Here is a 24,052-nt window from a genome sequence, read left to right as displayed (position 1 = left end):
TAACCATGTCCGACCAAGCCAAATCCCACCTGCAAATCACTGGCCTTAGCTGCGCCGGATGCGTGCGGCGTGCGGAAACCGCCTTGGCAGGCGTCCCCGGTGTCAGCAGCGCAGAAGTCAGCTTTGCCAGCGAAAGCGCGCAGGTTCTTCATGACCCTTCAGTCAGCCTTGATGATTTGACAAAGGCTTTGGAAACAGCGGGTTACCCGGCAGGACTTGCGGATGTTACCTTGTCTGTCGAGGGCATGACCTGTGCCTCTTGCGTGGGTCGTGTGGAAAAGGCACTGCGCGCCACACCGGGTGTTTTGTCGGCCAGCGTCAACCTCGCCACGGAAACCGCGCAGGTGCGATATCTGCTTGGTCAATCCAGCCCGTCCCAGATTGCCCACGCGGCGCGGGATGCGGGCTATCCGGCAGTTGTGAAAGGGTCAGAACCCGACACCAAAGACGAAAGAAAAGCGAAAGAAATTCAGTCTCTTACGCAAAAAACTCTACTCGCCACAGCGCTTGTTTTGCCGGTCTTTATCGTGGAAATGGGGGGGCATGTGTATCCGCCCTTGCACCATTTGGTAGCGATGACGATCGGTGAACAGACCAGCCGCGTTCTGCAATTCCTGCTGATTGCGATTACCCTGGTTGGCCCCGGCCGCGCCTTCTACACCAAGGGCATTCCAGCGCTGTTCAAGGGTGCCCCCGATATGAATTCCCTCGTCGCGCTCGGCACGCTTGCGGCGTTCGGATATTCCACCGTGTCCACCTTTGCGCCGGGCCTTTTGCCAGACGGCACCGCGCATGTGTATTTCGAGGCGGCGGGCGTGATTGTCGTGTTGATCCTGCTTGGCCGCCTCCTGGAAGCCCGCGCTAAGGGCCGCACCGGCGAAGCGATCCGCAAGCTGTTGAACCTGCAGGTGAAAACCGCGCAGGTGGAACGGGGTGGAGAGGTCGTAGACCTCGCCATAGAAGAGGTCGTCGTCGGTGATATCCTGCATGTCCGACCAGGCGAAATGATCGCCGTGGATGGCAGCGTGATCTCGGGCGAAAGCCATGTCGATGAATCGATGCTGACGGGTGAACCGATCCCGGTCCTCAAGTCTCGCAAATCGCAGGTTGTAGGCGGCACAGTGAACGGTGCCGGAGCGTTGACATACCGCGCGGAAAAGGTGGGCCGCGACACGATGCTGGCCCAGATCATCGCCATGGTCGAGGAAGCGCAGGGCGCGAAACTGCCGATTCAGGGCCTTGTTGACCGGATCACCGCCTGGTTCGTGCCAGCCGTCATCGCCGCAAGCCTGCTGACCGTGCTGGTCTGGTTGATCTTCGGCCCCGCCCCGGCGCTTAGCCTCGCGCTGGTCGCGGGCGTGTCAGTCATGATCATCGCCTGCCCCTGCGCCATGGGATTGGCAACGCCAACCTCTATCATGGTCGGCACCGGTCGCGCCGCAGAGATGGGGGTATTGTTCCGCAAAGGAGACGCGCTGCAAAGCCTGCAAGCCGCCCGCGTCGTGGCATTCGACAAGACCGGCACGTTGACAGAAGGCCGCCCCGAATTGGTGGCTCTGACGCCCGTGGACCTGCCGGAGGACGAGGTTTTGCGGCTCGTTGCAGGCGTCGAGAGCAAGTCTGAACACCCCATTGCCGCCGCCATTCTGCGCGCCGCCAAGCTGCGTGGGTTGGAAGTGCCGAAACCTGAAGGGTTCCAATCAGTTACCGGTTTTGGGGCGGAGGCGCTGGTTGAGGGCCGAAGGGTTCTTGTTGGCGCGGATCGTTACATGGACCGCGAAGGAGTCGACACCAGCCTGCTGACGTCACAGGCAGACCAGTTGGCAAGCGACAGCAAAACCGCGCTCTTTGCCGCGGTGGACGGACAGCTTGCGGCACTCATTGCCGTGGCCGACCCGATCAAACGGTCCACCCCACTGGCCCTGACCATGCTGCGCGACATGGGTCTGCAAACCGCGATGATCACCGGTGACAGCCCCGCCACAGCCGAGGCCATCGCTCGTGATCTGGGCATCGACCACGTGGTCGCGGGCGTATTGCCCGATGGCAAGGTCGAGGCCATTGCACGGCTGCGCACCCAAGGCGCTGTGGCTTTTGTCGGCGACGGCATAAATGACGCGCCCGCATTGGCCTCTGCCGACGTGGGGATTGCCATCGGCACCGGCACTGATATCGCCATCGAAGCGGCGGATGTGGTGTTGATCTCGGGCGATTTGCTCGGGGTGACAAACGCTCTGCGCATCAGTCAGCGCACGATTGCCAATATTCGCCAGAACCTGTTCTGGGCCTTTGGCTATAACGTGCTGCTGATCCCGGTCGCTGCCGGCGTTCTTTATCCGCTGACCGGAATGCTGCTATCCCCTGCCCTTGCGGCAGGAGCAATGGCGCTGTCATCCGTTTTCGTGCTGTCGAACGCACTGCGTCTCAGATGGGTGGGCGAGGCGCATGATGGCAGCCCCACCGTTCCACAATCTGCTCAAACTGCAATTCCTGCCCCTGCCGAATAAGGACCAGCCCATGAATATCGGAGACGTGGCCGAACGGTCCGGCCTGCCGCCCAAAACCATTCGTTATTATGAGGATATTGGCCTTGTCACCCCGCAGCGCGCCGCCAATGGCTATCGCAGCTTTCGTGATAGCGACCTGCATAAGCTGACCTTTCTGGGCCATGCGCGCTCGCTCGGGTTTTCCATCGAGGATTGCCGCGCCCTGCTGGCGCTTTACGAGGATGAGAGCCGGGCCAGCAGCGACGTCAAGCAAATCGCCAAGGAACACCTCTCGCGCATTGATCGCAAGATCGCCGATCTTGTGGCCATGCGCGACACCCTGTCCCTGCTGGTGCGCGAATGCGCGGGCGACGACCGGCCCGATTGTCCGATTCTACAAGGGTTGGAAACCGGCTGAACGTCGCCGATTCACTCCATCTTGCCACCAATCCACGCGCAATTGTCGGCTTCCGACGCGAAAAGTCGCGCGCGGTGGATCGACATTCCGGATTGCTCGTTTAGTCTGAGCCCAAGACGCCGAAACGGCCATGGCCCCGGCGCGAAGATCAAGGAGATGACATGAACTATCATAGTCCTTCGAGTTTCGAAGAAGCTTCGGCCATTGCGGCGCAGGCGGGGGGAACCACGCGGTTCCTGGCAGGTGGTACGGATGTGCTGGTGCAGCTGCGTGCCGATATCGTAACGCCTGATGACCTTATCGACATCAAACATATCCCCGGCGTGAGAGAGATCGTGCGCACCGAGGATGGCGGCTGGCGCATCGGCGTCGCCGTGGCCGGTGCTGAGATGTCTGAATGTGCTGATCTCTGTGCCGATTGGCCGGGGGTGATTGAGGGCATGGACCTGATCGGATCGACCCAGGTACAGGGCCGCGCAACCCTTGTTGGAAACCTCTGCAACGGCTCACCCGCTGCCGATTCCGTACCCGGTATGATCGCGGCGGGATGCACGGTAACGATCCAGGGCCCTGATGGCAGCCGTGAAGTCGCGGTCGAGACTATCCCGACCGGCCCCGGCAAGACCGCGCTGGCCAAGGGCGAACTGATCACCGCCGTGACCATTCCGGCGCGTGGGGAAAACGGCGGCGACGCCTATCTGCGCTTTATCCCGCGCACCGAGATGGACATTGCCGTTGTGGGCTGCGCGGTGAACCTTCGGCTCGATGGCGATACCATCACTGAGGCGCGCGTATCGCTTGGCGCAGTCGCGCCTGTTGCGTTGCTTGTAGAGGAGGCGGCCAAGGCGATCATCGGCACCACGCTCGATGACGCGGCCCTGGACGCGCTGGCAGCTGCGGCCTCTGCCGCCTGCAACCCCATCGACGACAAGCGCGGCACGATCGAGTTCCGCACCCATGTGGCCGGCGTGCTGGCCAAGCGGGCGGCGAAGATCGCCTATGCCCGCGCGAAAGGAGAAAGCGCATGAGCAAGCGTATCCATGTCAGCACCAAGGTAAACGGCGACGAGGTCGATTACCTCTGCGATCCGCGCGAAACCCTGCTTGACTGCCTGCGCGACCATCTGGGCGTGATGGGCGTGAAAGAAGGCTGCGGCACCGGCGACTGCGGTGCGTGCAGCGTGACCATGGACGGGCGGCTGGTCTGTTCCTGTCTGGTCTTGGGCGTCGAGGCCGAGGGCAAGGACATCGGCACCGTGGAAGGCATGGCCGAGGGCGAGACCCTGCACCCGCTGCAACGCAAGTTCATCGAACATGCGGCGCTGCAATGCGGGATCTGCACGCCCGGCATTCTGGTTGCTGCCAAGAACCTGCTGGAACGGAACCCCGATCCGACAGAAACCGAACTGCGTTACTGGCTGGCGGGCAACCTGTGCCGCTGCACCGGCTACGACAAGATCATTCGCGCCGTGATGGACGCGGCGGCTGAAATGCGGGAGGCATCGTAATGGCTCTGGACGGACAAAAGACCGCTTACAAATATATCGGCACCACCCCCAACCGCCCTGACGGGCTGGACAAGGTGACAGGCCGCGCGCGCTATGGCGCGGATATCAATGTGCCCGGCATGTTGCACGGCGCGGTTGTGCGCAGCCCCCATGCCCATGCCAAGATCGTCAAGATCGACGCGACGAAGGCACTGGCGATGGAAGGTGTGAAGGCCGTCATCACCCGCGCCGACTTCCCCGAGGGGCTGGAAGGCGAAGACTGGGATTTGCAGGAAAACTGCATGGCCGGCGAAAAGGCGCTTTATGACGGTCACGCCGTTGCTGCCGTTGCCGCCACCACGCCCCTCTTGGCCCGCGATGCGGCCAAGCTGATCGAGGTCACTTACGAGATCCTGCCCCATGTGACGGACGTGGATGAGGCCATGAAGGACGGCGCGCCGGTCATCCGTGAAGGGGCGGCCGACTTCTCGGTTCCCGAGGGTCTGCACCCCAACGTCGTGCGCTTTTTCGACAGCGGCCGGGGCGATCTGGACAAGGGCTTTGCCGAGGCCGACCTGATCATCGAACGCAGCTTCACCACCGAGGCCGCACATCAGGGCTATATCGAACCCCATGCCTGTCTGGGCCAGATGGGGGCTGATGGCCGGGGCGAGCTATGGGTCTGCACCCAAGGTCATTGGTTCATGCGCCGCATGTCCACCGCTGTTCTGGGCGTCGAAACCACCAATATCCGCGTCACGCCGTCCGAGATTGGTGGCGGTTTCGGCGGCAAGACCACGATCTTCATCGAACCCCTCTCGCTGGCACTGAGCCGCAAGGCGGGCGGCAAGCCGGTGAAGATGGTGATGACCCGCAACGAGGTGCTGCGTGCCACCGGCCCTACCGCCTCGGCCTCGATGGACGTCAAGATCGGCATGACAAAGGACGGCAAGATCACCGCCGCCAGCGGTATCTTCCGAATGCAGGGCGGCGCCTTTGCCGGTGCGCCCGTGGATGTGACCACCATGCTGGCCTTTGCCAATTACGATATCGAGCATGTGCATCACATCGGCTATGACGTGATCACCAACCGCCCCCGTCAGGCCGCCTACCGCGCGCCGGGGGCCCCGATGGCGGCCTTCGCCACCGAAAGCGTGATTGATGAGCTCTGCCGTGAGCTTGGCCTCGATCCGATCGACACACGCCTAAAGAACGCCGCCAAGGAAGGCACCCGCGCGACCTTCGGGCCGAAATACGGGCCGATTGGTTTCGTGGAAACGCTGGAAGCCGCAAAAGCGCATCCGAACTATTCCGAACCGCTCGGCCCCAATCAGGGGCGCGGGGTGGCATCGGGATACTGGATGAACTGGGGCGGCGAGACCTCTGCCTCGGTGGCGATCTCGGAGGATGGGTCGGTCACGGTGTCGGTCGGAACGCCCGATATCGGCGGCAGCCGCGCGTCCATGGCCCTGATGGCGGCAGAAGCCTTTGGCATTCCTTATGAAAACGTGCGGGTGAACATCTCGGACACCGGCGCGCTTGGCGTCAATGAGCCCACCCATGGCAGCCGCGCGACCTATGCGTCGGGCCTGGCCACCATCCGGGCGGCGGAGGAATGCATCGGCAAGATGTGCAAACGCGCTGCCGACAAATGGGGCATCGACGCCGAGGCCGTGGTCTGGGAAGACGGCTGCGCCAAGCCATCAGGCCCCAATGCCGGGGAATTCCCGCCGATGACCATTGCCGAAATCGCGGGCGAAATGGGTGGCACCGGGGGGCCGATCTCTGGCCACTACGAGGACTCTCCCTCGGGCTTTTCCGGCAGCTTCGGCACCCATGTTGTGGATGTCGAAGTCGACCCGGAGACCGGCCGCACCACGATCCTGCGCTATCTGGTGGTGCAGGATGCCGGCAAGGCCATTCACCCCGCCTATGTCGAGGGTCAGTTCCAGGGCGGTGCCGCACAGGGCATCGGTTGGGCGCTGAACGAGGAATATGTCTATGGCCCGGACGGGCGGCTGCAAAACCCGGTCTTCCTCGACTACCGCGTTCCCGTCGCCTCGGACCTGCCGATGATCGACACGGTGATCGTGGAAGTGCCCAATCCCGGCCATCCCTACGGTGTGCGCGGCGTGGGCGAAACGGGTATCACCCCGCCCCTGCCCGCCGTGGCCAATGCGGTGCGCGACGCGACCGGCAAGCGCATCTGCAAATTGCCGCTGCGTCCCTCTCGCGTTCTGGCCGCCATCCAGGGCAAGGAGGTCTGATGGCAGAGCTGCACCTGTGGTCAGGGCTGCGTGCCCTGGCCGACGGGAAAGAGATGGTGGAAATCGAGGGCGCGACCGTGGGCCAGGTTCTGGACGGGCTGGTCGCGGCCTATCCGGGGCTGGAACCGGCGCTGAAACGCGGCGTCTCGGTTGCGGTGGACGGGCAGATCGTGCCCAACAGCCGCAATCACCCGGTCAAGCCCGACAGCGAAATCTTCCTGTTGCAGAAACTGGCGGGGGGCTGATCCCAAAGGGTTTCGCCGCCTTCGGCGTCGACCCGTGAGCGGCCCTCCTCAAGCTCCCTTCGGAAGCCCTCGTCGGGCCGCGTTGCCACGGAATGGTTGAGAGACCAATGAGCCTGGGTCCAATGACCGATCCTGTGGAGAGGTCGGGACGCCTCTGGCGGGAGTATTTCTGCCAAGAAGAAGGATCAGCGGGTGCGGGTGACATCGTGCCCGTAGAGCCATTCAAACCGGTTTGCGGCCAGTTTGGGTGCGATGCGAGCGCCCAGTTTCAGAGCCATATGGGCCGCCGCGCGATAGGGGCCAGGACGCAGGTGGTAGTTCTCGGCATTCTTTGAGGCAGCGTCCACGATGCGCGCGGTTCTGCTGCGCCGCAGGGTTTGATAGCGGTTGAAGGCAGTGGCGATACGATCTTCCTGATCCAGCGCATCGGCCAGCACCCAGGCATCCTCCAGTGCCATATTGGCCCCCTGGGCCAGAAACGGCAGCGTCGGATGAGCGGCATCGCCTAGCAGCGCAAGACGCCCCTGCCCCCAGACCTTTGCGACAGGATGGCGGAATAGCCCCCAGAGATAGACCTGGTCCGCGCGGAACAGAAGGTCGCGGATCTCGGGCGCGAAATCGGCGAAAGCCGCACGCAGGATCTCGGGGCGGTCCTTGTGGGTCCAGCCCTCGGCGGCCCATCCATCGCGTTCTTCGACGGCAACCACATTCATCAGCTCGCCACCGCGCAGCGGATAGGTCACGATATGGCGACCCGGGCCCATATGCACGGTGGCCTCGGGCAGGGTCTCTGGCGCGTCTAGCGGGATCGTACAGCGCCAGGCGACCTGGCCGGTGAAGAAAGGCCGCGTGGCGGGGTTGAGCGCGGCGCGGGCCTGTGAATGCAACCCGTCAGCGCCGATCACCAGCGGCAGGGTTTCCTTCACCCCCCCCGCGAAGGTCAGCGTCGTGGCATCCTGATCCGTGGTGACACTGTCAACCTTGCGGCCAAGTTCAACTGTGACGCCCGCCTCTGTCGCCGCCTGACGCAGGATCTCGATCAGGTCGGCCCGATGGGTCAGGTGATAGGGTCGGTCGTCACGGTCCAGATCCATGCGGAAGACCTGATCGCCACGGCGAAAATCTCGCAGCACCACGGCCCGGGCGCGGGGCGCAGCAGCGGCAAGCGCATCGCCAAGGCCAAGCGCCTTCAACACCACGGCACCATTGGGGCTGACCTGAAGACCGGCTCCGACCTCTTGGATCGCATCGGACTGTTCCAGCACCCGAACCTGTGCACCACGCTGCGCAAGGGCCGTCGCCACGGCAAGCCCGCCGATGCCCGCGCCCAGAACTGTGATCTCCTGCCCGATCAGCATGTGCTGCCCTTTCCAAGAAAAACACCGGGGCGATCAGGCCCCGGTGCCGGCGGCCCCCAAAGGGAACCGATTTGTGACCGTCGCGCCCGCAGGCGCAGCGGCAATCAGTCGTCGCGATGGACCTTTTCGCGCCGCTCGTGGCGTTCCTGTGCCTCAAGGCTCAGGGTTGCAATCGGGCGGGCATCCAGGCGCTTCAGCGAAATCGGTTCCCCGGTCTCTTCGCAATAGCCGTATTCACCTTCTTCGATCCGGCGCAGGGCCGAATCGATCTTGGCAATCAGCTTGCGCTGGCGGTCGCGCGTGCGCAATTCAAGCGCACGATCGGTTTCCTCAGACGCCCGGTCTGCCACGTCGGGAATGTTGCGGGTATCGTCCTGCAACACGGCGACGGTGCCACGGCTTTCGTCAAGCAGCTCATTTTTCCAAGTCAGCAACTTGCGACGGAAATATTCGAGCTGGCGTTCGTTCATGAAGGGTTCGTCCTCGGCGGGACGATAATCTTCAGGCAGAAAGACTTCGGCTTTCATTGTGCTCCCCTAGAAGGGACCGAGGCGGGCCTGTCCGACTCACATGGCGCAAGCGCCCCCGGTCGCATTGCCGACCGCTTACAAGAACGCGCCACCCTTGTCACCCCATGTATTGCCTGCTTGCCGCGCCTGTGGGGCGTGTTATGGTCGCGCCCGCATCCGGGCAAGCTATTGAGGCGTTTCAATGAAATTCGACGGAACGGCCACCTATGTGGCAACCGAAGACCTGACCGTGGCCGTGAATGCGGCCGTCACACTGGAGCGTCCCTTGCTGGTAAAGGGCGAACCCGGAACAGGAAAAACTGAACTGGCACGGCAGGTTGCGGGTGCGCTTGGGCTGCCGATCATCGAATGGCACGTAAAATCCACCACCCGCGCACAGCAGGGCCTTTACGAATACGACGCGGTCAGCCGCTTGCGCGATTCCCAACTGGGCGATGAGCGTGTTCACGATGTCGCGAACTACATCAAAAAGGGCAAGCTCTGGCAGGCCTTTGAGACGGAAGGCAAATGCGTTCTGCTGATCGACGAGATCGACAAGGCCGACATCGAGTTTCCGAACGATCTGTTGCAGGAACTCGACCGGATGGAGTTCTTCGTCTACGAAACCGGAGAGACGATCCGCGCCAGAACCCGCCCCATCGTCATCATCACCTCGAACAACGAGAAAGAACTGCCCGACGCCTTCCTGCGCCGCTGCTTCTTTCACTATATCCGCTTCCCGGATCTCGAAACGCTGAAACAGATCGTTGAGGTTCATCACCCCGGCATCAAGCAACGCCTGCTGACCGAAGCGCTGACCCAGTTCTACGAGATTCGTGAACAGCAGGGGCTGAAGAAAAAGCCCTCAACATCGGAAGTGCTGGATTGGCTGAAGCTGCTGCTGGCCGAGGATCTGGACCCAGAGGATCTGAAACGCGACGGGGCCAATGCGTTGCCAAAATTGCACGGTGCGCTGCTGAAGAACGAGCAGGACGTGGCGCTGTTCGAACGGCTTGCTTTCATGGCGCGTCAGCAACGGCGCTAATCCCGCGACCGGGGATTGCCCGCAGCTTTCCCCGACTTCGCTTGCACCGCTCCCGATTTGTGACACAATCCGTGCCTAGCTCTTGTTCCAACGAACAGAACAAAACACGAGGCGTCGAGGGTGAGCATAAACCTGGACATCCGCATGATCCGACAGCAGGATCGTGCCGCTTGGGCCCCGCTATGGCGGGATTATCTGGCCTTCTACAAGACCGAGCTTCCTGACAGCACCTATGACGCGACCTTCGCCCGCTATGTGGACCCGAACGTGACCGACATGCGCGGCTGGATCGCTTGGCATGGCGATGCGGCGCTTGGCCTTGTTCATTCCATCGCCCACGCCCATGGCTGGCGGACAGAGCAAGTGACCTATCTGCAAGACCTGTTCACCACGCCTGCCGCGCGTGGCAAGGGCGTGGCACGCGCGCTAATCGAAACGGTCTATGCTGATGCCGATGCTGCAGGGCGCCCCGCCGTTTACTGGCTGACCCAAACTGGCAACACCACCGCCAGAACGCTTTACGACAAGATCGCCAAGGCCACCGATTTCATGGTCTACCGGCGCGAAATTGGATAAGAAAATGTTCAAGAAAACCGCTTTGCTGCTGTCCTCTGCCATGTTCCTGATGGCCTGTGAGCCCGATAGCCTGTCGGATGTGCCGGGTCGGTTGGACATGACCGTGCCGAACGCGCTGCCGCCCATGTCGATGTTTGGCACCCCCAACCCGATACCTCCATCGCAGTCCAACGCCGCCATAGCCCGCGATTTTCTAGACCTCAGCTTCCAGATGGAAAGCGGGCGCCTGATCCCGGTCCTGTCCCGGTTCGAAGGCCCGGTGACCGTGGCCGTTGCACCCGGTGCGCCGCCTACCCTATCACGCGATCTCGACCGGCTGATCTCGCGGCTGCGCAGCGAGGCGGGTATCGAAATTTCCCGTGTGCCCCACGGCAGCACCCGCGCCTCGATCACCGTGGAAACCCTGCCGCGCGCCCGTATGCAACGCGCCGTTCCGCAAGCCGCCTGTTTCGTGGTTCCGCGCGTGTCCTCCTGGGATGAATTCCGCGCCGCGCGCAGCAGTTCTGGCACGCTGGACTGGACCACACTGACCACCCGCGAACATGCCACGGTCTTCATCCCCAACGATGTCAGCCCACAGGAAGTGCGCGATTGCCTGCACGAAGAAATCGGCCAGGCGCTCGGGCCGTTGAACGATCTTTACCGACTGCCCGACTCGATCTTTAACGACGACAATTTCAACGCGGTTTTGACCGGCTTCGACATGTTGATCCTGCGCACCTACTACGACGGGTCGCTGCGATCTGGCATGAGCCGCGAAGAGGTTTCCGCACGGCTGCCCGCGATTCTGTCGCGGCTCAATCCCGGCGGCGGCAGCGCTGCAGTCATTGCCCCCCTCCCCATAGATCGGGACTGGATCGAGACCATCGAAGAGGCGCTTGGCGGACGTCAGCCGGTACCGCAGCGCATCGCAGCCGCTCAGCGTGCCATCGCTATCGCCACCAATCATGGCTGGCGCGACACGCGGCTTGGCTTTTCTTATTTCGCGCTCGGGCGGCTGGCGCTGTCGCGTGATGCAAATACCTCGGTTTCGGCTTTTATCGCCGCGGGCAACAATTTCCGCAGTATCGATCCGGGCAGCATCCAAAGCGCGCATGTGAACATGCAGCTTGCCGCCTTTGCCCTGTCCACCGGCGACGGGGCGCGGGCGTTGACCTTGGTGAACGAGGCCCTGCCCGCCGCCACGCGGGCCGAGAACGCCTCGCTTCTGGCAACGCTTCTGATGATCAAGGCCGAGGCACTGGAGATTGAGGGCCGCCCGTCAGAAGCGGCATCTGTTCGCCTCGACTCGCTTGGATGGGCACGTTATGGCTTCGGCCGGGAACAGGACGTGCGTGCCCGGCTGACCGAGGTCGCCGCTCTGTCCCCGCAGAACCGGAGTTGAGGAGAGCGACGTGGCAAATCTTCTGGGGCTCGTCATCGGGGCCGCGCTTGGCGCGCTCATCGCTTGGCGACGCAAGGGCGACCGCATGGACATCGTGCATTACGCCGGGGTTCTGGGCTTGATCGGGCTGATCGTTGGCACCTTCGTGGGCGTCTTCCTGCTGCGTAGCGGAAGCTGACGGGGGCGGCGCATGTTCCTGCCCTTCTTCGACACTCTGCGTGCTGCCCGTATCCCGGTATCCGTCCGCGAATACCTGACGTTTCTGGAGGCCGTTGGCACCGGCATGGTGACCTATGACCTCGACGGGTTCTACTACCTCGCCCGCGCCGCGATGGTGAAGGACGAACGCCATCTGGACCGCTTCGACCGCGCCTTCGCCCATACCTTCGGCGGGCTGGAACAGATCACCCCCGAACAGGTGATGGAGGCCGCCGAGATCCCTGCCGAATGGCTAAGGAAGCTGGCGGAAAAGCACTTGTCGGCCGAGGAGATGGCCGAGATCGAGGCGCTTGGCGGGTTCGAAAAGCTGATGGAAACCCTGCGCGAGCGACTGAAGGAACAGGAAGGCCGCCACCAGGGGGGCAACAAGTGGATCGGCACTGCCGGCACCTCACCCTTTGGGGCCTATGGCTATAACCCGGAAGGGGTGCGGATCGGGCAAAAGGAAAGCCGCCATCGCCGCGCCGTCAAGGTCTGGGACAAGCGCGAATTCAAGAACCTCGATGACAGTATCGAACTGGGCACCCGCAACATCAAAGTGGCGCTCAAACGCCTGCGCCAATGGGCGCGGACCGGCGCGAATGAAGAACTGGATCTTGACGGCACCATCCGCGCCACCGCCGAACATGGCTATCTTGACGTACAGACGCGGCCCGAACGCCACAACGCAGTGAAGGTGATCCTGTTTCTCGATGTGGGCGGATCAATGGACCCTCATATCCGCGTGGTGGAGGAGCTGTTCAGCGCCGCGCGATCCGAATTCAAGCATCTAGAACACTACTATTTCCACAACTGCCTGTATGAAGGCGTGTGGAAGGACAATACCCGCCGCTGGACGGCGCAGATCCCAACCCATGAGGTGCTGAACACCTACGGGTTTGATTACAAATGCATTTTCGTGGGTGATGCTGCGATGTCGCCCTATGAAATCGCCATGCCCGGCGGCGCGAATGAGCATTGGAACAAGGAAGCGGGACAGGTCTGGCTGGAACGTGCCCGCGCGCAATGGCCCAACCACATGTGGATCAACCCCACACCAGAGGCCCATTGGCGCTATACTCAGTCGATCCAGATGATCCACGAGATCTTCGAAGGCCGGATGGTGCCGATGACACTGGAAGGCATCGACCGGGGGATGCGGGAGCTTGGCCGTTAGGCTGTCTGCTCAAGAATCCAGTCTCGCACCAGCATCGCGTCTTCCGACAGGGGCCGCGCCTTGGACCAGACAAGGTAGAACCCGGTGCCTGAAGACCAGCTCCAATCCGGGCGCGCGGCCAACAGGCCCTGATCGACCAGCCCGGTGACGATATGGTGCCAGCCGAAAGCAAAGCCTTCGCCCGCCATCGCCGCCTGTAGAACAAGCGCATAGTCATTCAGCCGCAGACCGGTCGATGGCACTTCGGCGCGGATGCCGAAATGGGCAAACCAGTCGCTCCAGACCGGGCGATCGCGAATTGGCTCCTCCAGATGAATCAGACGCTGGTGCAGCAGGCTCGGAATACCTTTGAGGTTGACGGCTGCCCCCATGACCCTGGGTGCGGCGACGGGATAGATCTTCTCTTGCGCGATCAGAGCGCTCTCACAGTCCGGCCAGGCTCCATCCCCGCGCCGCACTGCAAGGCTGATATTTTCAGCGTAGAGATCCGGTTCGCGGTCGCTGGTCTGAAGGCGCAGGTCGATCTGCGGATGTGCGGCCTTCAGAGCCGAAAGGCGCGGCATCATCCAGTGATTGTTGAATGCGGTCGAGGCGTTAAGGGTCACGTAGTCGCGCCGTGATAGATGCTGGATTGCGGTGGCCGAATGCGAGAGCTGCTCGAATGACCGCGACACATCCGAGAACAGCCTTTCCCCCGCCGCTGTCAGCGTCACCTTGCGATGCCCGCGCAGAAAAAGCGCGACGCCAAGCCGGTCCTCCAACGACCGTATTGTGGCGCTGATGGCGGGCTGCTGTACATTCAGCTCTTGCGCCGCCCGTGTGAAAGAACCGAATCTTGCGGCGGCTTCAAAGACCATGAGATGGCGGGGGGAGCAGAGTTTATCCCAAAGATTTCGCATAATTTCAGATTATCCCAAACATCACTCTTTTCAAGCGTCACAAGGCCTTTGGGTATGATTAATCTGTCTTTCAATCGATTTTAAAAGGGCACCGCTCATGGCCAGACGCAGCCGTCCCACCCGTTCCCGAGATGCAGCCAATGGCGGAGCACTCGCTTCGCCGCATATCAGGCGGGTGTTGCCGTTCTTCGACGTGCTGGACGCAGAACAGATCGAAAAGCTGGAAGCTCAGGTCGACTGGATTCTACAGGATGTGGGGATTGCCTTTCGCGACGACCCAGAGGCGATAGCGCTCTGGCAACGCGAGGGCGCACGGGTCGAGGGCGATCTTGTTCGTGCGCCTGCCGACTGGGTGCGCAGCCTCTGCGCCAAAGCCCCGACCCAGTTCACGCAACTTGCGCGGAACCCCGACCGCTCTGTCATTATTGGCGGCAACAACCAGGTCTTCGCCCCGATCTATGGCGCGCCTTTCGTACGCGATCTGGAGGGCGGCAGACGGTACGGCGACATGGCCGCGTTCCGCGATCTCGTGCGGCTCACCTACCTCCACCCCAACCTGCATCACGGCGGTTTCGTCACTTGCGAACCTTGCGACATTCCGGTCAGCAAGCGCCATCTGGATATGCTGCTGGCGCATATGACGCTGTCAGACAAGCCGCATCTTGGCGCGATCACGGAAATGAGCCGCGCCCAGGACAGCGTGGACATGGCTGAAATCGTCTTTGGCGCCGATGTGATGGAAGAAAACTGCGTCATCATGGGCAACGTCAACACCAACTCGCCCCTATTGGTGGACAAGGTAGTGACCGAGGCGATCCGCGTTTATTGTGGGCGAAATCAAGGGATTGTGGTGGTTCCCTTCATACTCTCCGGGGCCATGGGGCCGGTCAGCACCGCCGCCAGCGTTGCGCAGGCCATGGCAGAGGCAATGATGGTCTGCGCCTATGCGCAGCTGGTCCGGCCCGGTGCGCCGTTCGTTCTGGGCAACTTCCTGTCGTCGATGTCGCTAAAGTCCGGCGCACCCACCTTCGGGATGCCGGAACCGGTCATGTCGAACTACGCCATCGGCCAGCTTGCGCGCCGCGCCGGGCTGCCGCTACGCTGTGGCGGATCGCTGACGGCGTCCAAGATCGAAGATGCGCAGGCCGCCTATGAAAGCGCAGACTCGATGCATTCCACAATGCTGGCCGGCGCCAATTTCGTGCTGCACTCGGCGGGCTGGCTGGAAGGCGGGCTCTGCACCGGGTTCGAGAAACTGATCATGGATGCAGACCGGCTTGGCAGCTACCAGAAGGTGCTGTCGCATGGGCTCGATGTCTCGGACGAGGCCCTTGCGCGAGATGCCTATGCAGAGGTCGAGGCTGGCGGACATTTTCTTGGCTGCGGGCATACGATGCGCAATTATCAGACGGCGTTCTATGAGCCGAAGCTCAGCGACAGCGAAAATGTGGAAAGCTGGGAAGAGACCGGATCGAAGGACATGCGGACCCGCGCCCATGCGCGCTGGACCGGGATGCTGGAGGGCTATGAAGAGCCGCCGATCAGCGACGACATCCGTGGCGCGTTGGAGGCGTTCGTGGCCAAACGCAAGGAGGAGCTGCCAGATGCGTGGTACTAGGTTAACCCTTTGTTTGCGCATAAGTTCAGTTGATGCAGCTGGTCGAAACTCAGGGGGGCACCCAATGTGCACCCCTTGTACACACCCCGTGCACCGCCTGTGCCGTCGGAGACACGCATGACCGCATTTCCGCGCCTGACCAGTCCGCTTGAGCTACGCCACAAAACGTTGCGTAACCGGATCAGCTTCGGCGCGCATACGGCGAATATGTCGGTGAACGGATTGCCGGGCGACCAGTTCGGCGCCTATCTGCTGGAACGCGCCTTGGGCGGGGCCGGGATGATCGTGGCGGAGCCTGTTCCGGTGCATCGGACGGGCGTGCTGACACGGGGCAATTTCCTGGCGGAGGATGACGCGGTGATTCCCGCCTTTCGCCGCATTCTGGAGCCTGTGAAAGACGCGGGCGCGGTGGTCTTGCAGCAGCTCTACCATGTGGGCCAGCACGGCGATTCCGACCTCAGCTATCAGCCGCATTGGGGACCATCAGGGCGCCCCAGCTACCACGACAGCGATGGCAGCCACGCGATGACCGGGGCCGAGATCGAAGAGATGATCGCAGCCTTCGTGGCCGCTGCCCGGCGGTGTCAGCAGGCAGGGTTTGACGGGGTCGAAATCTGGGCCGCCTATCATTCGCTGCTGGATCAGTTCTGGACACCGTGGAGCAACCGGCGCGACGACGACTGGGGCGGTTCGCTGGAAAACCGCACGCGGATGTCGATGCGCATTCTTGACGGCATTCGTGCGGCTTGCGGTGAGGATTTCATCATCGGCATGTCGGTCAGTTACTCCGACAGTTATTCGGTCAGCCTCGGGATCGAGGACCTGACGGAAATCCTCGCGCTGCACGATGCGACGGGGCATCTCGATTATGTCAGTTGTGGGTCGGGCGGATACCTCGACTTCGAGAAGCTGATGCCGACATTCGTATTGGGTGAGAAACTGACCGTGCCCGCGACCGAGGTTTTCAAGCGAGAGCTGAAACACGCGAAGGTGCAAGCCGAAAGCGGGATCAGGACGCCCGACAATGCGGAAAGTGTCATCGGGTCTGGGCAGGCCGACCTGGTGTCGATCGTGCGCGGGCAGATCGCCGACCCGCATCTGGCGCGGAAGGTTACGGAAGGCAGGTCTGATGACATTCGCGGCTGCATCTCCTGCAACCAGATGTGTTGGGGCCGGCGGTCGCGCGATTACTGGATTTCCTGTCTGGTAAACCCCTCTGTGGGGCGCGAATACCAATGGGGCGGGGATCGGTTCACGCCTGCGGATGCGCCGAAAAAAGTGCTGGTCGTGGGCGCAGGCCCCGCCGGGCTGGAAGCTGCGCGGGTTGCCGCGGAACGGGGGCACAGCGTAGACCTGCATGAAGCAGCAGCGGTCATCGGCGGGCAGTTCCGGCTTGCGGGGGAACAGCCGCGGCGCGGGCAGATCACCGACCTGCTCGACTGGTACGAACGGCAGTTCGCGCAACTGGGGGTACGGTTGCACCTCAACAGCTTCCTCGATGCGGAGGACGTGCGGGCGATCGGTGCGGATCAGGTGGTGCTGGCCACCGGGTCTTTGCCCGACGAGGATGCCACACAACGCTGGCTGCCGCAGCTTGGCCCTCTGCCGGGGCTGACGAACGGCCAGGTCTATGCCGCCGAGGATGTGATGCGCCGCGATGCGCGTTTGGGGGACCACGTCGTCGTCTATGACGAAGGCGGCAACATGCGCGGCGTCGGCACCGCCTGGCACCTGGCCGAGGCGGGCAAGCAGGTGACATTGGTCACGCCCGATCCCTTCGTTGGCAAGGAACTGGCACGGACCAGTGCCGACATCCCCATCCGGGCGCGGCTGGCGCGGTTGGGGGTCGAGATGCTGACGGAGCATGGCATTTTGGAATGGCGCGGCAACGGGGCGCTTCTGCGCAACCTGCTGGATGGAGCAGAGCGTGAGATAGCCAGTTCCGCCTTGATCATGGCCACTACCAACCGCGCTTTCGACCCGCTGTCGGAAGAGCTGTCCGACCTCAACCCCATTCTCATTGGCGACGCGCAAGCCCCGCGCCAGGCGCCATGGGCCTTTTACGAGGGCCGCAAATGCGGCCTCGATATCTGATAGAGGAGCACCAAAATGCCCGAGATCCAGAAAGACGAAACTGCCACCGGCAAGCCCCTGCCCTCCCACGCCAAGGTGGTGGTGATCGGGGGCGGCGTTGTTGGCTGCTCGATCCTGTTCCACCTTGCGAAATTCGGCTGGAAGGACGTTGTCCTGCTGGAACGTGACGAGTTGACCTCTGGGTCAAGCTGGCACGCGGCGGGGCAGATCCACACCATCAGCTCGGACCCGAATATCAGCCGCCTTCAGGGCTATACCATTGATCTTTATAAAGAGATCGAGGAAACCAGCGGCCATTCCGTGGGCCTGCACATGACCGGTGGCTTCTACGCGGCCTCGACCAAGGAATGGTATGACTACCTCAAGCGTGAACGGTCCAAGGCGCGCTATATGGGGCTGAACCAGGAGTTTATCAGCCCCAAGGAACTGGCCGAGCGGCACCCGCTGATCGACCCCAGCCACTATTACGCAGCACTCTGGGACGATCAGGATGGCGATCTGGACCCCTCCGGCGCCACCTATGCCTTCGCCAAATCGGCCCGTGTGCACGGCGCGCAGTATTTTACCCATTGCGGCGTGACAGACATGCGCCAGCGGCCCGATGGGTCGTGGGACCTGACCACGCCCAAGGGCGTGATCAATGCCGAACAGGTGGTCAATTGCGGCGGCCTCTGGGCCCGTGAGGTGGGGCATATGTCGGGCATCCACCTGCCGGTGCAGCCGATGGAGCACCACTATCTGATCACTGAGGCGATCCCGCTGATCAAGGAGCGCATGGAGAGCATGGGCGAGGCAGGCCGCCTGCCCGCGGGCATCGACTACGAGGCCAATATCTATTTCCGGCAGGAACGGCAGGGGATGCTGCTTGGCACCTACGAGCCGAAATCGACCCCGTGGAAGGTGGGTGGCACGCCCTGGGATTTTGGGCACGAACTGCTGCAACCTGATCTGGACCGCATCGCCGACCGGCTGGAAATGTCCTTCGAACGCATCCCGACCATTGGTGAGGCTGGCATCAAGGACATGATCAACGGCCCCTTCACCTTCGGCCCCGATGGCAACCCAATGATCGGCCCGGTGCCGGGAATGCGCAATTACTGGGTCGCTGTGGGCGTCATGGCGGGCTTCTGCCAGGGCGGCGGCGTGGGGCTGACCATGGCCGAATGGATGATCGACGGCGAGCCCTCCATCGACGTCTGGGCCATGGATGTGGCACGGTTTGGAGAGTTCGCAACACCGGACTGGGGTACGGTCAAATCCTCGGAAAACTACGAACGCCGCTTCGTGATGACCTTCCCGAACGAAACGCTGCCCAAGGGCCGGATGCAGAAGACGACGGCGCTTTATGACCGGCTGGTCGCCAAGGGAGCGCGGATGGGTCAGGGCTTTGGCCTGGAAAACGCGCTGTGGTTCGCGGATGGGCCGGAAGACGCCCATGAAGAACCCACGTTCGAGCGCAACCGGTCGCATGACTACGTGGCGCGCGAAGTGAAGGCGGTGCAAGAGGCTGTCGGTGGCATCGAGATCGCCAATTTCGCCAAGCATGAATTCAAGGGCAGAGGCGCGCGCGCCTATCTGGACCGCATCCTTGCGGGCTATGTGCCGAAACCGGGTCGCCTGACCCTGACGCCGATGCTGACCCCGAAGGGGCGGCTCTATGGCGATCTGACCGTGGCCTGCCTGGCCGAGGACCACTTCATGCTCTTCGGCTCCGGCGCCATGCAGGAAGCGCATCGCCGTTGGTTTGAAAAGGATCTGCCGGCCGACGTGACCTATGCCAATGTCAGCGATGACTGGCACGGGATTGCGCTGTCAGGCCCGAAATCGCGCGACCTGCTGGCGCGGATTACCCGCGATGACATGAGCGCCGAGGCATTCAAGTTCCGCGACCTTCGCCAGACCTTCGTGGGCGGCGTGCCGGTAATCCTGAACCGGATCAGCTTTAGCGGTGAATTGGGGTACGAAATCTACTGCAAGCCGCAATACCTGCTGCGACTGGCAGAGGCCATCGAGCACGCTGGTGCCGATCTGGGCTATCGCTGGTATGGCGCGCGGGCGTTGATGTCCATGCGGCTGGAGAAAGGCTGGGGCGTCTGGACGCTGGAATTCCGACCCGATTTCGACGCTGTGGAAAGCGGGATGGATGTCTTCATCAACTGGAAGAAGGACTTCGTCGGCAAGGACGCGACGTTGGCTGCGCGCGAGGCCGGGCCAAAACGGCGGCTGGTCACCATGGCGATTGACGTGGAGGGCATCGACGTCAGCAATGACGAGGCCGTGCTGAAGGATGGTGAGGCCGTGGGCTATGTCTCGTCCGGCGGCTATGGCCACCGCACGGGGCAATCACTGGCCATGGGATATGTCGCTACCCCGCACGCGGTTCCGGGATCAGAGCTGGAGGTCGAAATTCTGGGTGAGATGTACAAGGCCCGCGTACTGGACGGACCCAGCTATGACGCGAACGGTGCGAATATGCGTTGTTGAAGACCAATCTGCCCTGCCGCCACACAATTCGGCAGGGCAGACTGCCCGATGCGAAAACCTGTGCCATACTGTGACTGAACGAAAAGGAGGGCTACCATGTTTCTTCTGTTCAGCATCGTTGTTGGTTTTCTGCTCACAATCGCACTCAACTGGGGTGCGAGCAGGGTCAACCTGCTTCGATGGATTTCCCCCTACAAAGCCGCGGGACTTGCCGCGATCCTTTACACCGTGTCTCAAGTGGCTTTGGCCGTTGTGACCTGCGATTCTGATTGCAGGCTGTTTTTTCCTCTTGTGATAGGAGGAATGGTCTTGGGCGCGATCTGTGCGTTGGCCGGGGCAACATTTGCGCTGATGGTGATCCTGTATCGTCAACAGACCTGAGGGGTATTTCGGTGTCGCTCGAATAGCGGATGGAAGGGGCCAAACTCTCTCTCTCTGCTTCAGCTGGATATGTGCAACCGGCCCCCTTCCGCTGCGACGGAATCCGGGCCATGGTCCGTGTCACCCTATGACGCCCCGCCGAAGGACCGCCCATGTTCACCTTCCTCCGCCGTATCTGGCAGGCCGCGCCCATTGCCACCGTGATCCTTGGCGGTGCACTGGCGGTAAGCCTGTTCTTTGCCGTGCGGCTGGTGGCATTCTGGATCTACTGGGCAGATCCCGCGCATCGTGATCAGGCAATCGAACCCTGGATGACACCTGGTTACGTCGCCCATTCCTGGGGCGTCCCGCGCGAATTAGCCTTCGAGGCGCTTGACCTGCCGCCTGCCCCCGGTGGCCCACGCACAATGCGGGACCTGGCGCAAGACCGTGGGATGACGGTCGAGGCACTGGCAGCCGAGCTGCAAACCGCGATCGACGCCTTCCGGGCCGCGCAGGGGGACCGGCCATGACCGACACGATTTTCGCGCTTGTCACTGCCTGGGGCGCATTGGTGATCTTTGCCTCTTCCTTTCTGTCCTGTCTGGCCCTGCCCATTCCCACTTCGCTGATGATGCTGTCGGGCGGGGCGTTCGTGGCCGCAGGCGATCTGGCGCTGTGGCAGGTCATGGCGGGGGCCTGGGGTGGGGCCGTTCTTGGCGATCAGACCGGCTATCTGATTGGCCGTCATGGCGGCGCGCCGTTGGTCGACCGCATCGCCCGCTCGCCCGCGCGCCGGGCGGTGCTGGACAGGGCCCGGAAGCTCGTGGACCGCAAAGGCGGGCTTGGCGTTTTCTTCTCCACATGGCTCTTTGCCCCCCTTGGGCCTTGGGCGAATTTCATCGCAGGCACCGCTGGGCTGAGCTGGCTGCGGTTTACCATTTGGGACGTATTGGGCGAGACGATCTGGGTCACGGCCTATGTCGGCCTGGGCTATGGCTTCGCCAGCCAGATCGAAGCGGTGTCCGACATTCTCGGCAACGCAGTGGGCCTTCTGGCGGCGTTGGCGGTGGTGGTCGCCATGGCCTTGTGGATCCGCGGCGCCCTGAAAGCGCAAAAGGCGAGACGTAGAGTTGATCACCCCGCCCCCGGCCTCTAAGTCAGCTGCATGAGCAGTTCAGACCCTATTCTTGGCCCTATTCTATTCCTTGACGACATCCGCGACGGCAAGATGCATCTGGCCGCGTTGCTGATCGCCCCGATGGGGCAGAAGGTGCCGCCGGTGATCGTCGGGGACGCGCCGGCAGAGATGGTAAAACTGGCCGAACCGGCGGGTAAGAGCATTCACCGCGCCCGGTTCTCCGTGTCTCTTGACCAGCCTTCCTTCTACCATTGGAATGGGACGGATTATGCGCTTGCAGGCGTGCCGGACGGGGCCGGGCGATTGGCCTTCGTTTCGTGCAACGGTGAGGAACATGGTGATCTCGACCGCGACGCCACGGAACGCAACGCCATGTGGGCAAGGCTGGCGGCCGAGCATGACGAGCACCCCTTTTCGCTGATCCTGCATGGCGGCGATCAGGTCTATGCAGATGAGGCCACCCGGGGCCATCCCCTTTCGGAAGACTGGCCCGACCGTCTTCCGCGCGATCCTTCCCGCGCCGATCTCGCATCACTCCGCGACCATCTGCGAGAGCGGTTCGCGGAACGCTACATCACGCTCTACCAGGCGCCCGAGTTTGCCTACATTGCCGCGCGGGTGCCGGCGCTGATGCAATGGGACGACCACGATATCTGCGATGGATGGGGCTCTTTGCAGCGCAGCCGCACCTATTCACCGGTAGGCCAGACGCTTTTTGAAATCGCGCGCGAGGCGGCTCTGCTCTTTCAGCATGGCACGGTAGAGGGTGACCTGCCCGCCCGCTTCCGCGATCCCGCGGGCCTGCATCTGGGCTGGTCGGTCTCGGCACCGGGCCTGCGCATCCTTGGCCCCGATCTGCGCAGCGAACGCACAAGGCGCGAAGTCATGGGAAAGGGCGGCTGGCAGATGATGGAGGACGAGACCCGCGCGGCCAGCCCCGGCCGCACCCTTGTCCTCTCGAGCGTCCCGCTGCTTGGGCCACGCCTGTCGCTGCTGGAACTCCTGATGGTGCTGACACCGCGTATGCAGAAATACGAGGACGACCTGAGGGACCAGTGGCAAAGCCGGGCGCATCGCGATTCCTGGCTCCATATGCTCGAGCTGATGGCGCGCATCGCGGATCGCGCGGACCAGCAGGTAACCGTGCTGTCGGGAGAAATCCACCTGGCCACGCGGGGCGAAATGAGCCTGCCAAGCGGCGATACGCTGCATCAGCTTGTCGCCTCGGGCATCTCTCATCGTGCCCCTCCGAAGGCTTGGGCGAAGGTGCTTGGAGCGCTGGCGATGCTGGGAGACTCACCGCTTAAGGGCCATTCGATCCGCATGGCGCGCATCCCCGGCCAAACCCAGAGATATATCGCCGAGCGAAATTACCTGGTTCTGGAACGCAAGGGGGAAGACTGGTCGGCGGAGTGGGATTTCGAAGCGGCAGGCCGCAGCCCTGCCCTGTCTCTCTGATCCCTTGCCCAAGTCCCCGCCACGCCCCATATCTTGCCCATGATATTGCGCCTGACCCCCATCCTGCTTGCCATTGCCTACGGGCTGGTGATGTACCATTTCTCGGCCTGGCGCACCCGGCGCGAGCTGGATGAGCGGTCGACTGAACTGGCCGATCCGGGACTGAAGGCGATCATGGACAGGCTTGCCGCAGCACTGGAACTGCCGCGCATCCGGGTAAACCTCTACGAGGTGGAGCCGGTGAACGGGCTTGCCGCGCCTGATGGACGGATCTTCCTGACCCGTGGGTTCTATAACCGCTACCGGTCTGGCGAAGTGACGGGAGAGGAGCTGGCCAGCGTCCTGGCCCATGAGCTGGGACATGTGGCGCTTGGCCATACAAGGCGGCGGATGATCGACTTTTCCGGCCAGAACGCCGTGCGCACGATCCTGGCCTCGGTTCTCGGACGGTTTTTGCCCGGGCTCGGGCCGATGCTGGCAGGATTGCTCACATCGCTCGTGGTGGCGCGGATTTCACGGAGCGACGAATACGAGGCCGATGCCTATGCGGCAGCGCTGATGGTCAAGGCCGGGTTCGGCACCGAGCCGCAGAAAGCCCTGCTGGCGAAGCTGGAGACGCTGACCGGCATGGCCGGACGGGGTGCGCCCGCCTGGCTGATGAGCCACCCAAAGACGCCCGACCGGATTGCCGCGATCGAAGCGCTGGAAGCCCGATGGGATGAAGCGCGGGGATAAAGCGGTTTCGCCGCCTTCGGCGTCGATCCGGGGGCGGTCCTCGTCAGGCCCCTTCGGGGCCCTCCTCGGCCCGCATTGCCATGGACATCCGGGGAGGCCTGTACTCTGCCATCG

Annotated in this window: 22 protein-coding genes; 19 read left to right on the top strand and 3 right to left on the bottom strand. The window is 62.6% G+C overall.

The features are described 5' to 3' along the window. Positions 1–5 precede the first annotated feature (5 nt). From ACROHD_RS15425 to ACROHD_RS15400, 6 genes are all read left to right on the top strand, one after another. The gene (locus tag ACROHD_RS15425) at positions 6–2,507 is read left to right on the top strand and encodes a heavy metal translocating P-type ATPase (RefSeq protein ID WP_432679102.1); all 2,502 of its coding nucleotides are present in this window, start codon (positions 6–8) and stop codon (positions 2,505–2,507) included. A gap of 10 nt (positions 2,508–2,517) precedes the next feature. Beyond that, complete coding sequence (gene cueR / locus ACROHD_RS15420; protein ID WP_432679100.1) at positions 2,518–2,904, top strand: Cu(I)-responsive transcriptional regulator; 387 nt, start codon at positions 2,518–2,520, stop codon at positions 2,902–2,904. A 161-nt stretch (positions 2,905–3,065) separates the two neighbouring features. Further along, on the top strand, positions 3,066–3,932 hold the full coding sequence (locus ACROHD_RS15415; protein ID WP_432679098.1) for an FAD binding domain-containing protein: 867 nt from the start codon (positions 3,066–3,068) through the stop codon (positions 3,930–3,932). Then, positions 3,929–4,411, top strand: coding sequence for a (2Fe-2S)-binding protein (locus ACROHD_RS15410; protein ID WP_432679096.1), 483 nt, complete (start codon positions 3,929–3,931; stop codon positions 4,409–4,411). The genes ACROHD_RS15415 and ACROHD_RS15410 overlap by 4 nt, the downstream gene beginning before the upstream one ends. Continuing rightward, positions 4,411–6,657 carry a xanthine dehydrogenase family protein molybdopterin-binding subunit gene (locus ACROHD_RS15405; RefSeq protein WP_432679094.1) on the top strand — a complete coding sequence of 749 codons (2,247 nt, stop codon included), beginning with the start codon at positions 4,411–4,413 and terminating at the stop codon, positions 6,655–6,657. Before ACROHD_RS15410 ends, ACROHD_RS15405 begins: the two co-directional genes overlap by 1 nt. After that, complete coding sequence (locus ACROHD_RS15400) at positions 6,657–6,902, top strand: MoaD/ThiS family protein (RefSeq protein ID WP_071690182.1); 246 nt, start codon at positions 6,657–6,659, stop codon at positions 6,900–6,902. The genes ACROHD_RS15405 and ACROHD_RS15400 overlap by 1 nt, the downstream gene beginning before the upstream one ends. 185 nt (positions 6,903–7,087) lie before the next feature. Here ACROHD_RS15400 and ACROHD_RS15395 read toward each other — a convergent pair whose 3' ends face one another. Together ACROHD_RS15395 and dksA are read right to left on the bottom strand one after the other, a co-directional pair. Continuing rightward, the gene (locus ACROHD_RS15395; protein WP_432679092.1) at positions 7,088–8,260 is read right to left on the bottom strand and encodes an FAD-dependent monooxygenase; all 1,173 of its coding nucleotides are present in this window, start codon (positions 8,258–8,260) and stop codon (positions 7,088–7,090) included. Positions 8,261–8,364: 104 nt separating this feature from the next. Beyond that, positions 8,365–8,787, bottom strand: a complete 423-nt coding sequence (gene dksA, locus ACROHD_RS15390) for an RNA polymerase-binding protein DksA (RefSeq protein ID WP_420397664.1) — start codon at positions 8,785–8,787, stop codon at positions 8,365–8,367. Between the two features lie 184 nt (positions 8,788–8,971). Here dksA and ACROHD_RS15385 point away from each other — a divergent pair, with 184 nt between their 5' ends. The 5 genes from ACROHD_RS15385 (at position 8,972) to ACROHD_RS15365 (ending at position 13,149) form a co-directional block, all read left to right on the top strand. Then, positions 8,972–9,814 (top strand): AAA family ATPase, encoded by an 843-nt coding sequence (locus tag ACROHD_RS15385; protein WP_432679089.1) that lies wholly within the window; start codon positions 8,972–8,974, stop codon positions 9,812–9,814. Positions 9,815–9,958: 144 nt separating this feature from the next. Further along, positions 9,959–10,390 carry a GNAT family N-acetyltransferase gene (locus tag ACROHD_RS15380; protein ID WP_432679087.1) on the top strand — a complete coding sequence of 144 codons (432 nt, stop codon included), beginning with the start codon at positions 9,959–9,961 and terminating at the stop codon, positions 10,388–10,390. A 4-nt stretch (positions 10,391–10,394) separates the two neighbouring features. Then, positions 10,395–11,774: a DUF2927 domain-containing protein gene (locus tag ACROHD_RS15375; RefSeq protein WP_432679085.1), complete on the top strand. Its 1,380-nt coding sequence runs from the start codon at positions 10,395–10,397 to the stop codon at positions 11,772–11,774. Between the two features lie 10 nt (positions 11,775–11,784). Continuing rightward, on the top strand, positions 11,785–11,952 hold the full coding sequence (locus tag ACROHD_RS15370) for a hypothetical protein (RefSeq protein ID WP_432679083.1): 168 nt from the start codon (positions 11,785–11,787) through the stop codon (positions 11,950–11,952). A gap of 12 nt (positions 11,953–11,964) precedes the next feature. Next, the gene (locus tag ACROHD_RS15365; protein ID WP_432679081.1) at positions 11,965–13,149 is read left to right on the top strand and encodes a vWA domain-containing protein; all 1,185 of its coding nucleotides are present in this window, start codon (positions 11,965–11,967) and stop codon (positions 13,147–13,149) included. Here the strand turns inward: ACROHD_RS15365 and ACROHD_RS15360 are convergent. Beyond that, the gene (locus ACROHD_RS15360) at positions 13,146–14,006 is read right to left on the bottom strand and encodes a LysR substrate-binding domain-containing protein (protein ID WP_432679080.1); all 861 of its coding nucleotides are present in this window, start codon (positions 14,004–14,006) and stop codon (positions 13,146–13,148) included. The genes ACROHD_RS15365 and ACROHD_RS15360 overlap by 4 nt on opposite strands. Positions 14,007–14,145: 139 nt before the next feature. Here ACROHD_RS15360 and ACROHD_RS15355 point away from each other — a divergent pair, with 139 nt between their 5' ends. From ACROHD_RS15355 to ACROHD_RS15320, 8 genes are all read left to right on the top strand, one after another. Next, positions 14,146–15,666 (top strand): trimethylamine methyltransferase family protein, encoded by a 1,521-nt coding sequence (locus tag ACROHD_RS15355; RefSeq protein WP_432679079.1) that lies wholly within the window; start codon positions 14,146–14,148, stop codon positions 15,664–15,666. Between the two features lie 117 nt (positions 15,667–15,783). Continuing rightward, positions 15,784–17,760, top strand: a complete 1,977-nt coding sequence (locus ACROHD_RS15350; protein WP_432679077.1) for an oxidoreductase — start codon at positions 15,784–15,786, stop codon at positions 17,758–17,760. A gap of 15 nt (positions 17,761–17,775) precedes the next feature. Then, the gene (locus ACROHD_RS15345; protein ID WP_432679076.1) at positions 17,776–20,244 is read left to right on the top strand and encodes a GcvT family protein; all 2,469 of its coding nucleotides are present in this window, start codon (positions 17,776–17,778) and stop codon (positions 20,242–20,244) included. A gap of 96 nt (positions 20,245–20,340) precedes the next feature. Then, positions 20,341–20,625, top strand: a complete 285-nt coding sequence (locus tag ACROHD_RS15340) for a hypothetical protein (protein ID WP_432679075.1) — start codon at positions 20,341–20,343, stop codon at positions 20,623–20,625. A 152-nt stretch (positions 20,626–20,777) separates the two neighbouring features. Next, positions 20,778–21,137: a hypothetical protein gene (locus tag ACROHD_RS15335; RefSeq protein WP_432679074.1), complete on the top strand. Its 360-nt coding sequence runs from the start codon at positions 20,778–20,780 to the stop codon at positions 21,135–21,137. Beyond that, positions 21,134–21,763, top strand: coding sequence for a DedA family protein (locus ACROHD_RS15330; protein WP_432679073.1), 630 nt, complete (start codon positions 21,134–21,136; stop codon positions 21,761–21,763). The genes ACROHD_RS15335 and ACROHD_RS15330 overlap by 4 nt, the downstream gene beginning before the upstream one ends. Before the next feature lie 9 nt (positions 21,764–21,772). Beyond that, positions 21,773–23,203 carry an alkaline phosphatase D family protein gene (locus tag ACROHD_RS15325; protein WP_432679072.1) on the top strand — a complete coding sequence of 477 codons (1,431 nt, stop codon included), beginning with the start codon at positions 21,773–21,775 and terminating at the stop codon, positions 23,201–23,203. Between the two features lie 42 nt (positions 23,204–23,245). Continuing rightward, positions 23,246–23,938, top strand: a complete 693-nt coding sequence (locus ACROHD_RS15320) for a M48 family metalloprotease (RefSeq protein ID WP_432679120.1) — start codon at positions 23,246–23,248, stop codon at positions 23,936–23,938. The last annotated feature ends 114 nt before the right edge of the window (positions 23,939–24,052 follow it).

It is taken from the genome of Nioella aestuarii, assembly GCF_050896395.1.
Taxonomy (GTDB): Bacteria; Pseudomonadota; Alphaproteobacteria; order Rhodobacterales; family Rhodobacteraceae; genus Nioella; species Nioella aestuarii.
The sequence above is the reverse complement of the archived record's forward strand: the minus strand, read 5'-3'. Positions and strand labels throughout refer to the sequence as shown.

Excerpts from the sequence above, each read along its gene's own strand:
- ACROHD_RS15425 (WP_432679102.1), top strand. The coding sequence starts at position 6 with ATGTCCGACCAAGCCAAATCCCACCTGCAAATCACTGGCCTTAGCTGC.
- cueR (WP_432679100.1), top strand. The coding sequence starts at position 2,518 with ATGAATATCGGAGACGTGGCCGAACGGTCCGGCCTGCCGCCCAAAACC.
- ACROHD_RS15415 (WP_432679098.1), top strand. The coding sequence starts at position 3,066 with ATGAACTATCATAGTCCTTCGAGTTTCGAAGAAGCTTCGGCCATTGCG.
- ACROHD_RS15410 (WP_432679096.1), top strand. The coding sequence starts at position 3,929 with ATGAGCAAGCGTATCCATGTCAGCACCAAGGTAAACGGCGACGAGGTC.
- ACROHD_RS15405 (WP_432679094.1), top strand. The coding sequence starts at position 4,411 with ATGGCTCTGGACGGACAAAAGACCGCTTACAAATATATCGGCACCACC.
- ACROHD_RS15400 (WP_071690182.1), top strand. The coding sequence starts at position 6,657 with ATGGCAGAGCTGCACCTGTGGTCAGGGCTGCGTGCCCTGGCCGACGGG.
- ACROHD_RS15395 (WP_432679092.1), bottom strand. The coding sequence starts at position 8,260 with ATGCTGATCGGGCAGGAGATCACAGTTCTGGGCGCGGGCATCGGCGGG.
- dksA (WP_420397664.1), bottom strand. The coding sequence starts at position 8,787 with ATGAAAGCCGAAGTCTTTCTGCCTGAAGATTATCGTCCCGCCGAGGAC.
- ACROHD_RS15385 (WP_432679089.1), top strand. The coding sequence starts at position 8,972 with ATGAAATTCGACGGAACGGCCACCTATGTGGCAACCGAAGACCTGACC.
- ACROHD_RS15380 (WP_432679087.1), top strand. The coding sequence starts at position 9,959 with ATGATCCGACAGCAGGATCGTGCCGCTTGGGCCCCGCTATGGCGGGAT.
- ACROHD_RS15375 (WP_432679085.1), top strand. The coding sequence starts at position 10,395 with ATGTTCAAGAAAACCGCTTTGCTGCTGTCCTCTGCCATGTTCCTGATG.
- ACROHD_RS15365 (WP_432679081.1), top strand. The coding sequence starts at position 11,965 with ATGTTCCTGCCCTTCTTCGACACTCTGCGTGCTGCCCGTATCCCGGTA.
- ACROHD_RS15360 (WP_432679080.1), bottom strand. The coding sequence starts at position 14,006 with ATGGTCTTTGAAGCCGCCGCAAGATTCGGTTCTTTCACACGGGCGGCG.
- ACROHD_RS15355 (WP_432679079.1), top strand. The coding sequence starts at position 14,146 with ATGGCCAGACGCAGCCGTCCCACCCGTTCCCGAGATGCAGCCAATGGC.
- ACROHD_RS15350 (WP_432679077.1), top strand. The coding sequence starts at position 15,784 with ATGACCGCATTTCCGCGCCTGACCAGTCCGCTTGAGCTACGCCACAAA.
- ACROHD_RS15345 (WP_432679076.1), top strand. The coding sequence starts at position 17,776 with ATGCCCGAGATCCAGAAAGACGAAACTGCCACCGGCAAGCCCCTGCCC.
- ACROHD_RS15340 (WP_432679075.1), top strand. The coding sequence starts at position 20,341 with ATGTTTCTTCTGTTCAGCATCGTTGTTGGTTTTCTGCTCACAATCGCA.
- ACROHD_RS15335 (WP_432679074.1), top strand. The coding sequence starts at position 20,778 with ATGTTCACCTTCCTCCGCCGTATCTGGCAGGCCGCGCCCATTGCCACC.
- ACROHD_RS15330 (WP_432679073.1), top strand. The coding sequence starts at position 21,134 with ATGACCGACACGATTTTCGCGCTTGTCACTGCCTGGGGCGCATTGGTG.
- ACROHD_RS15325 (WP_432679072.1), top strand. The coding sequence starts at position 21,773 with ATGAGCAGTTCAGACCCTATTCTTGGCCCTATTCTATTCCTTGACGAC.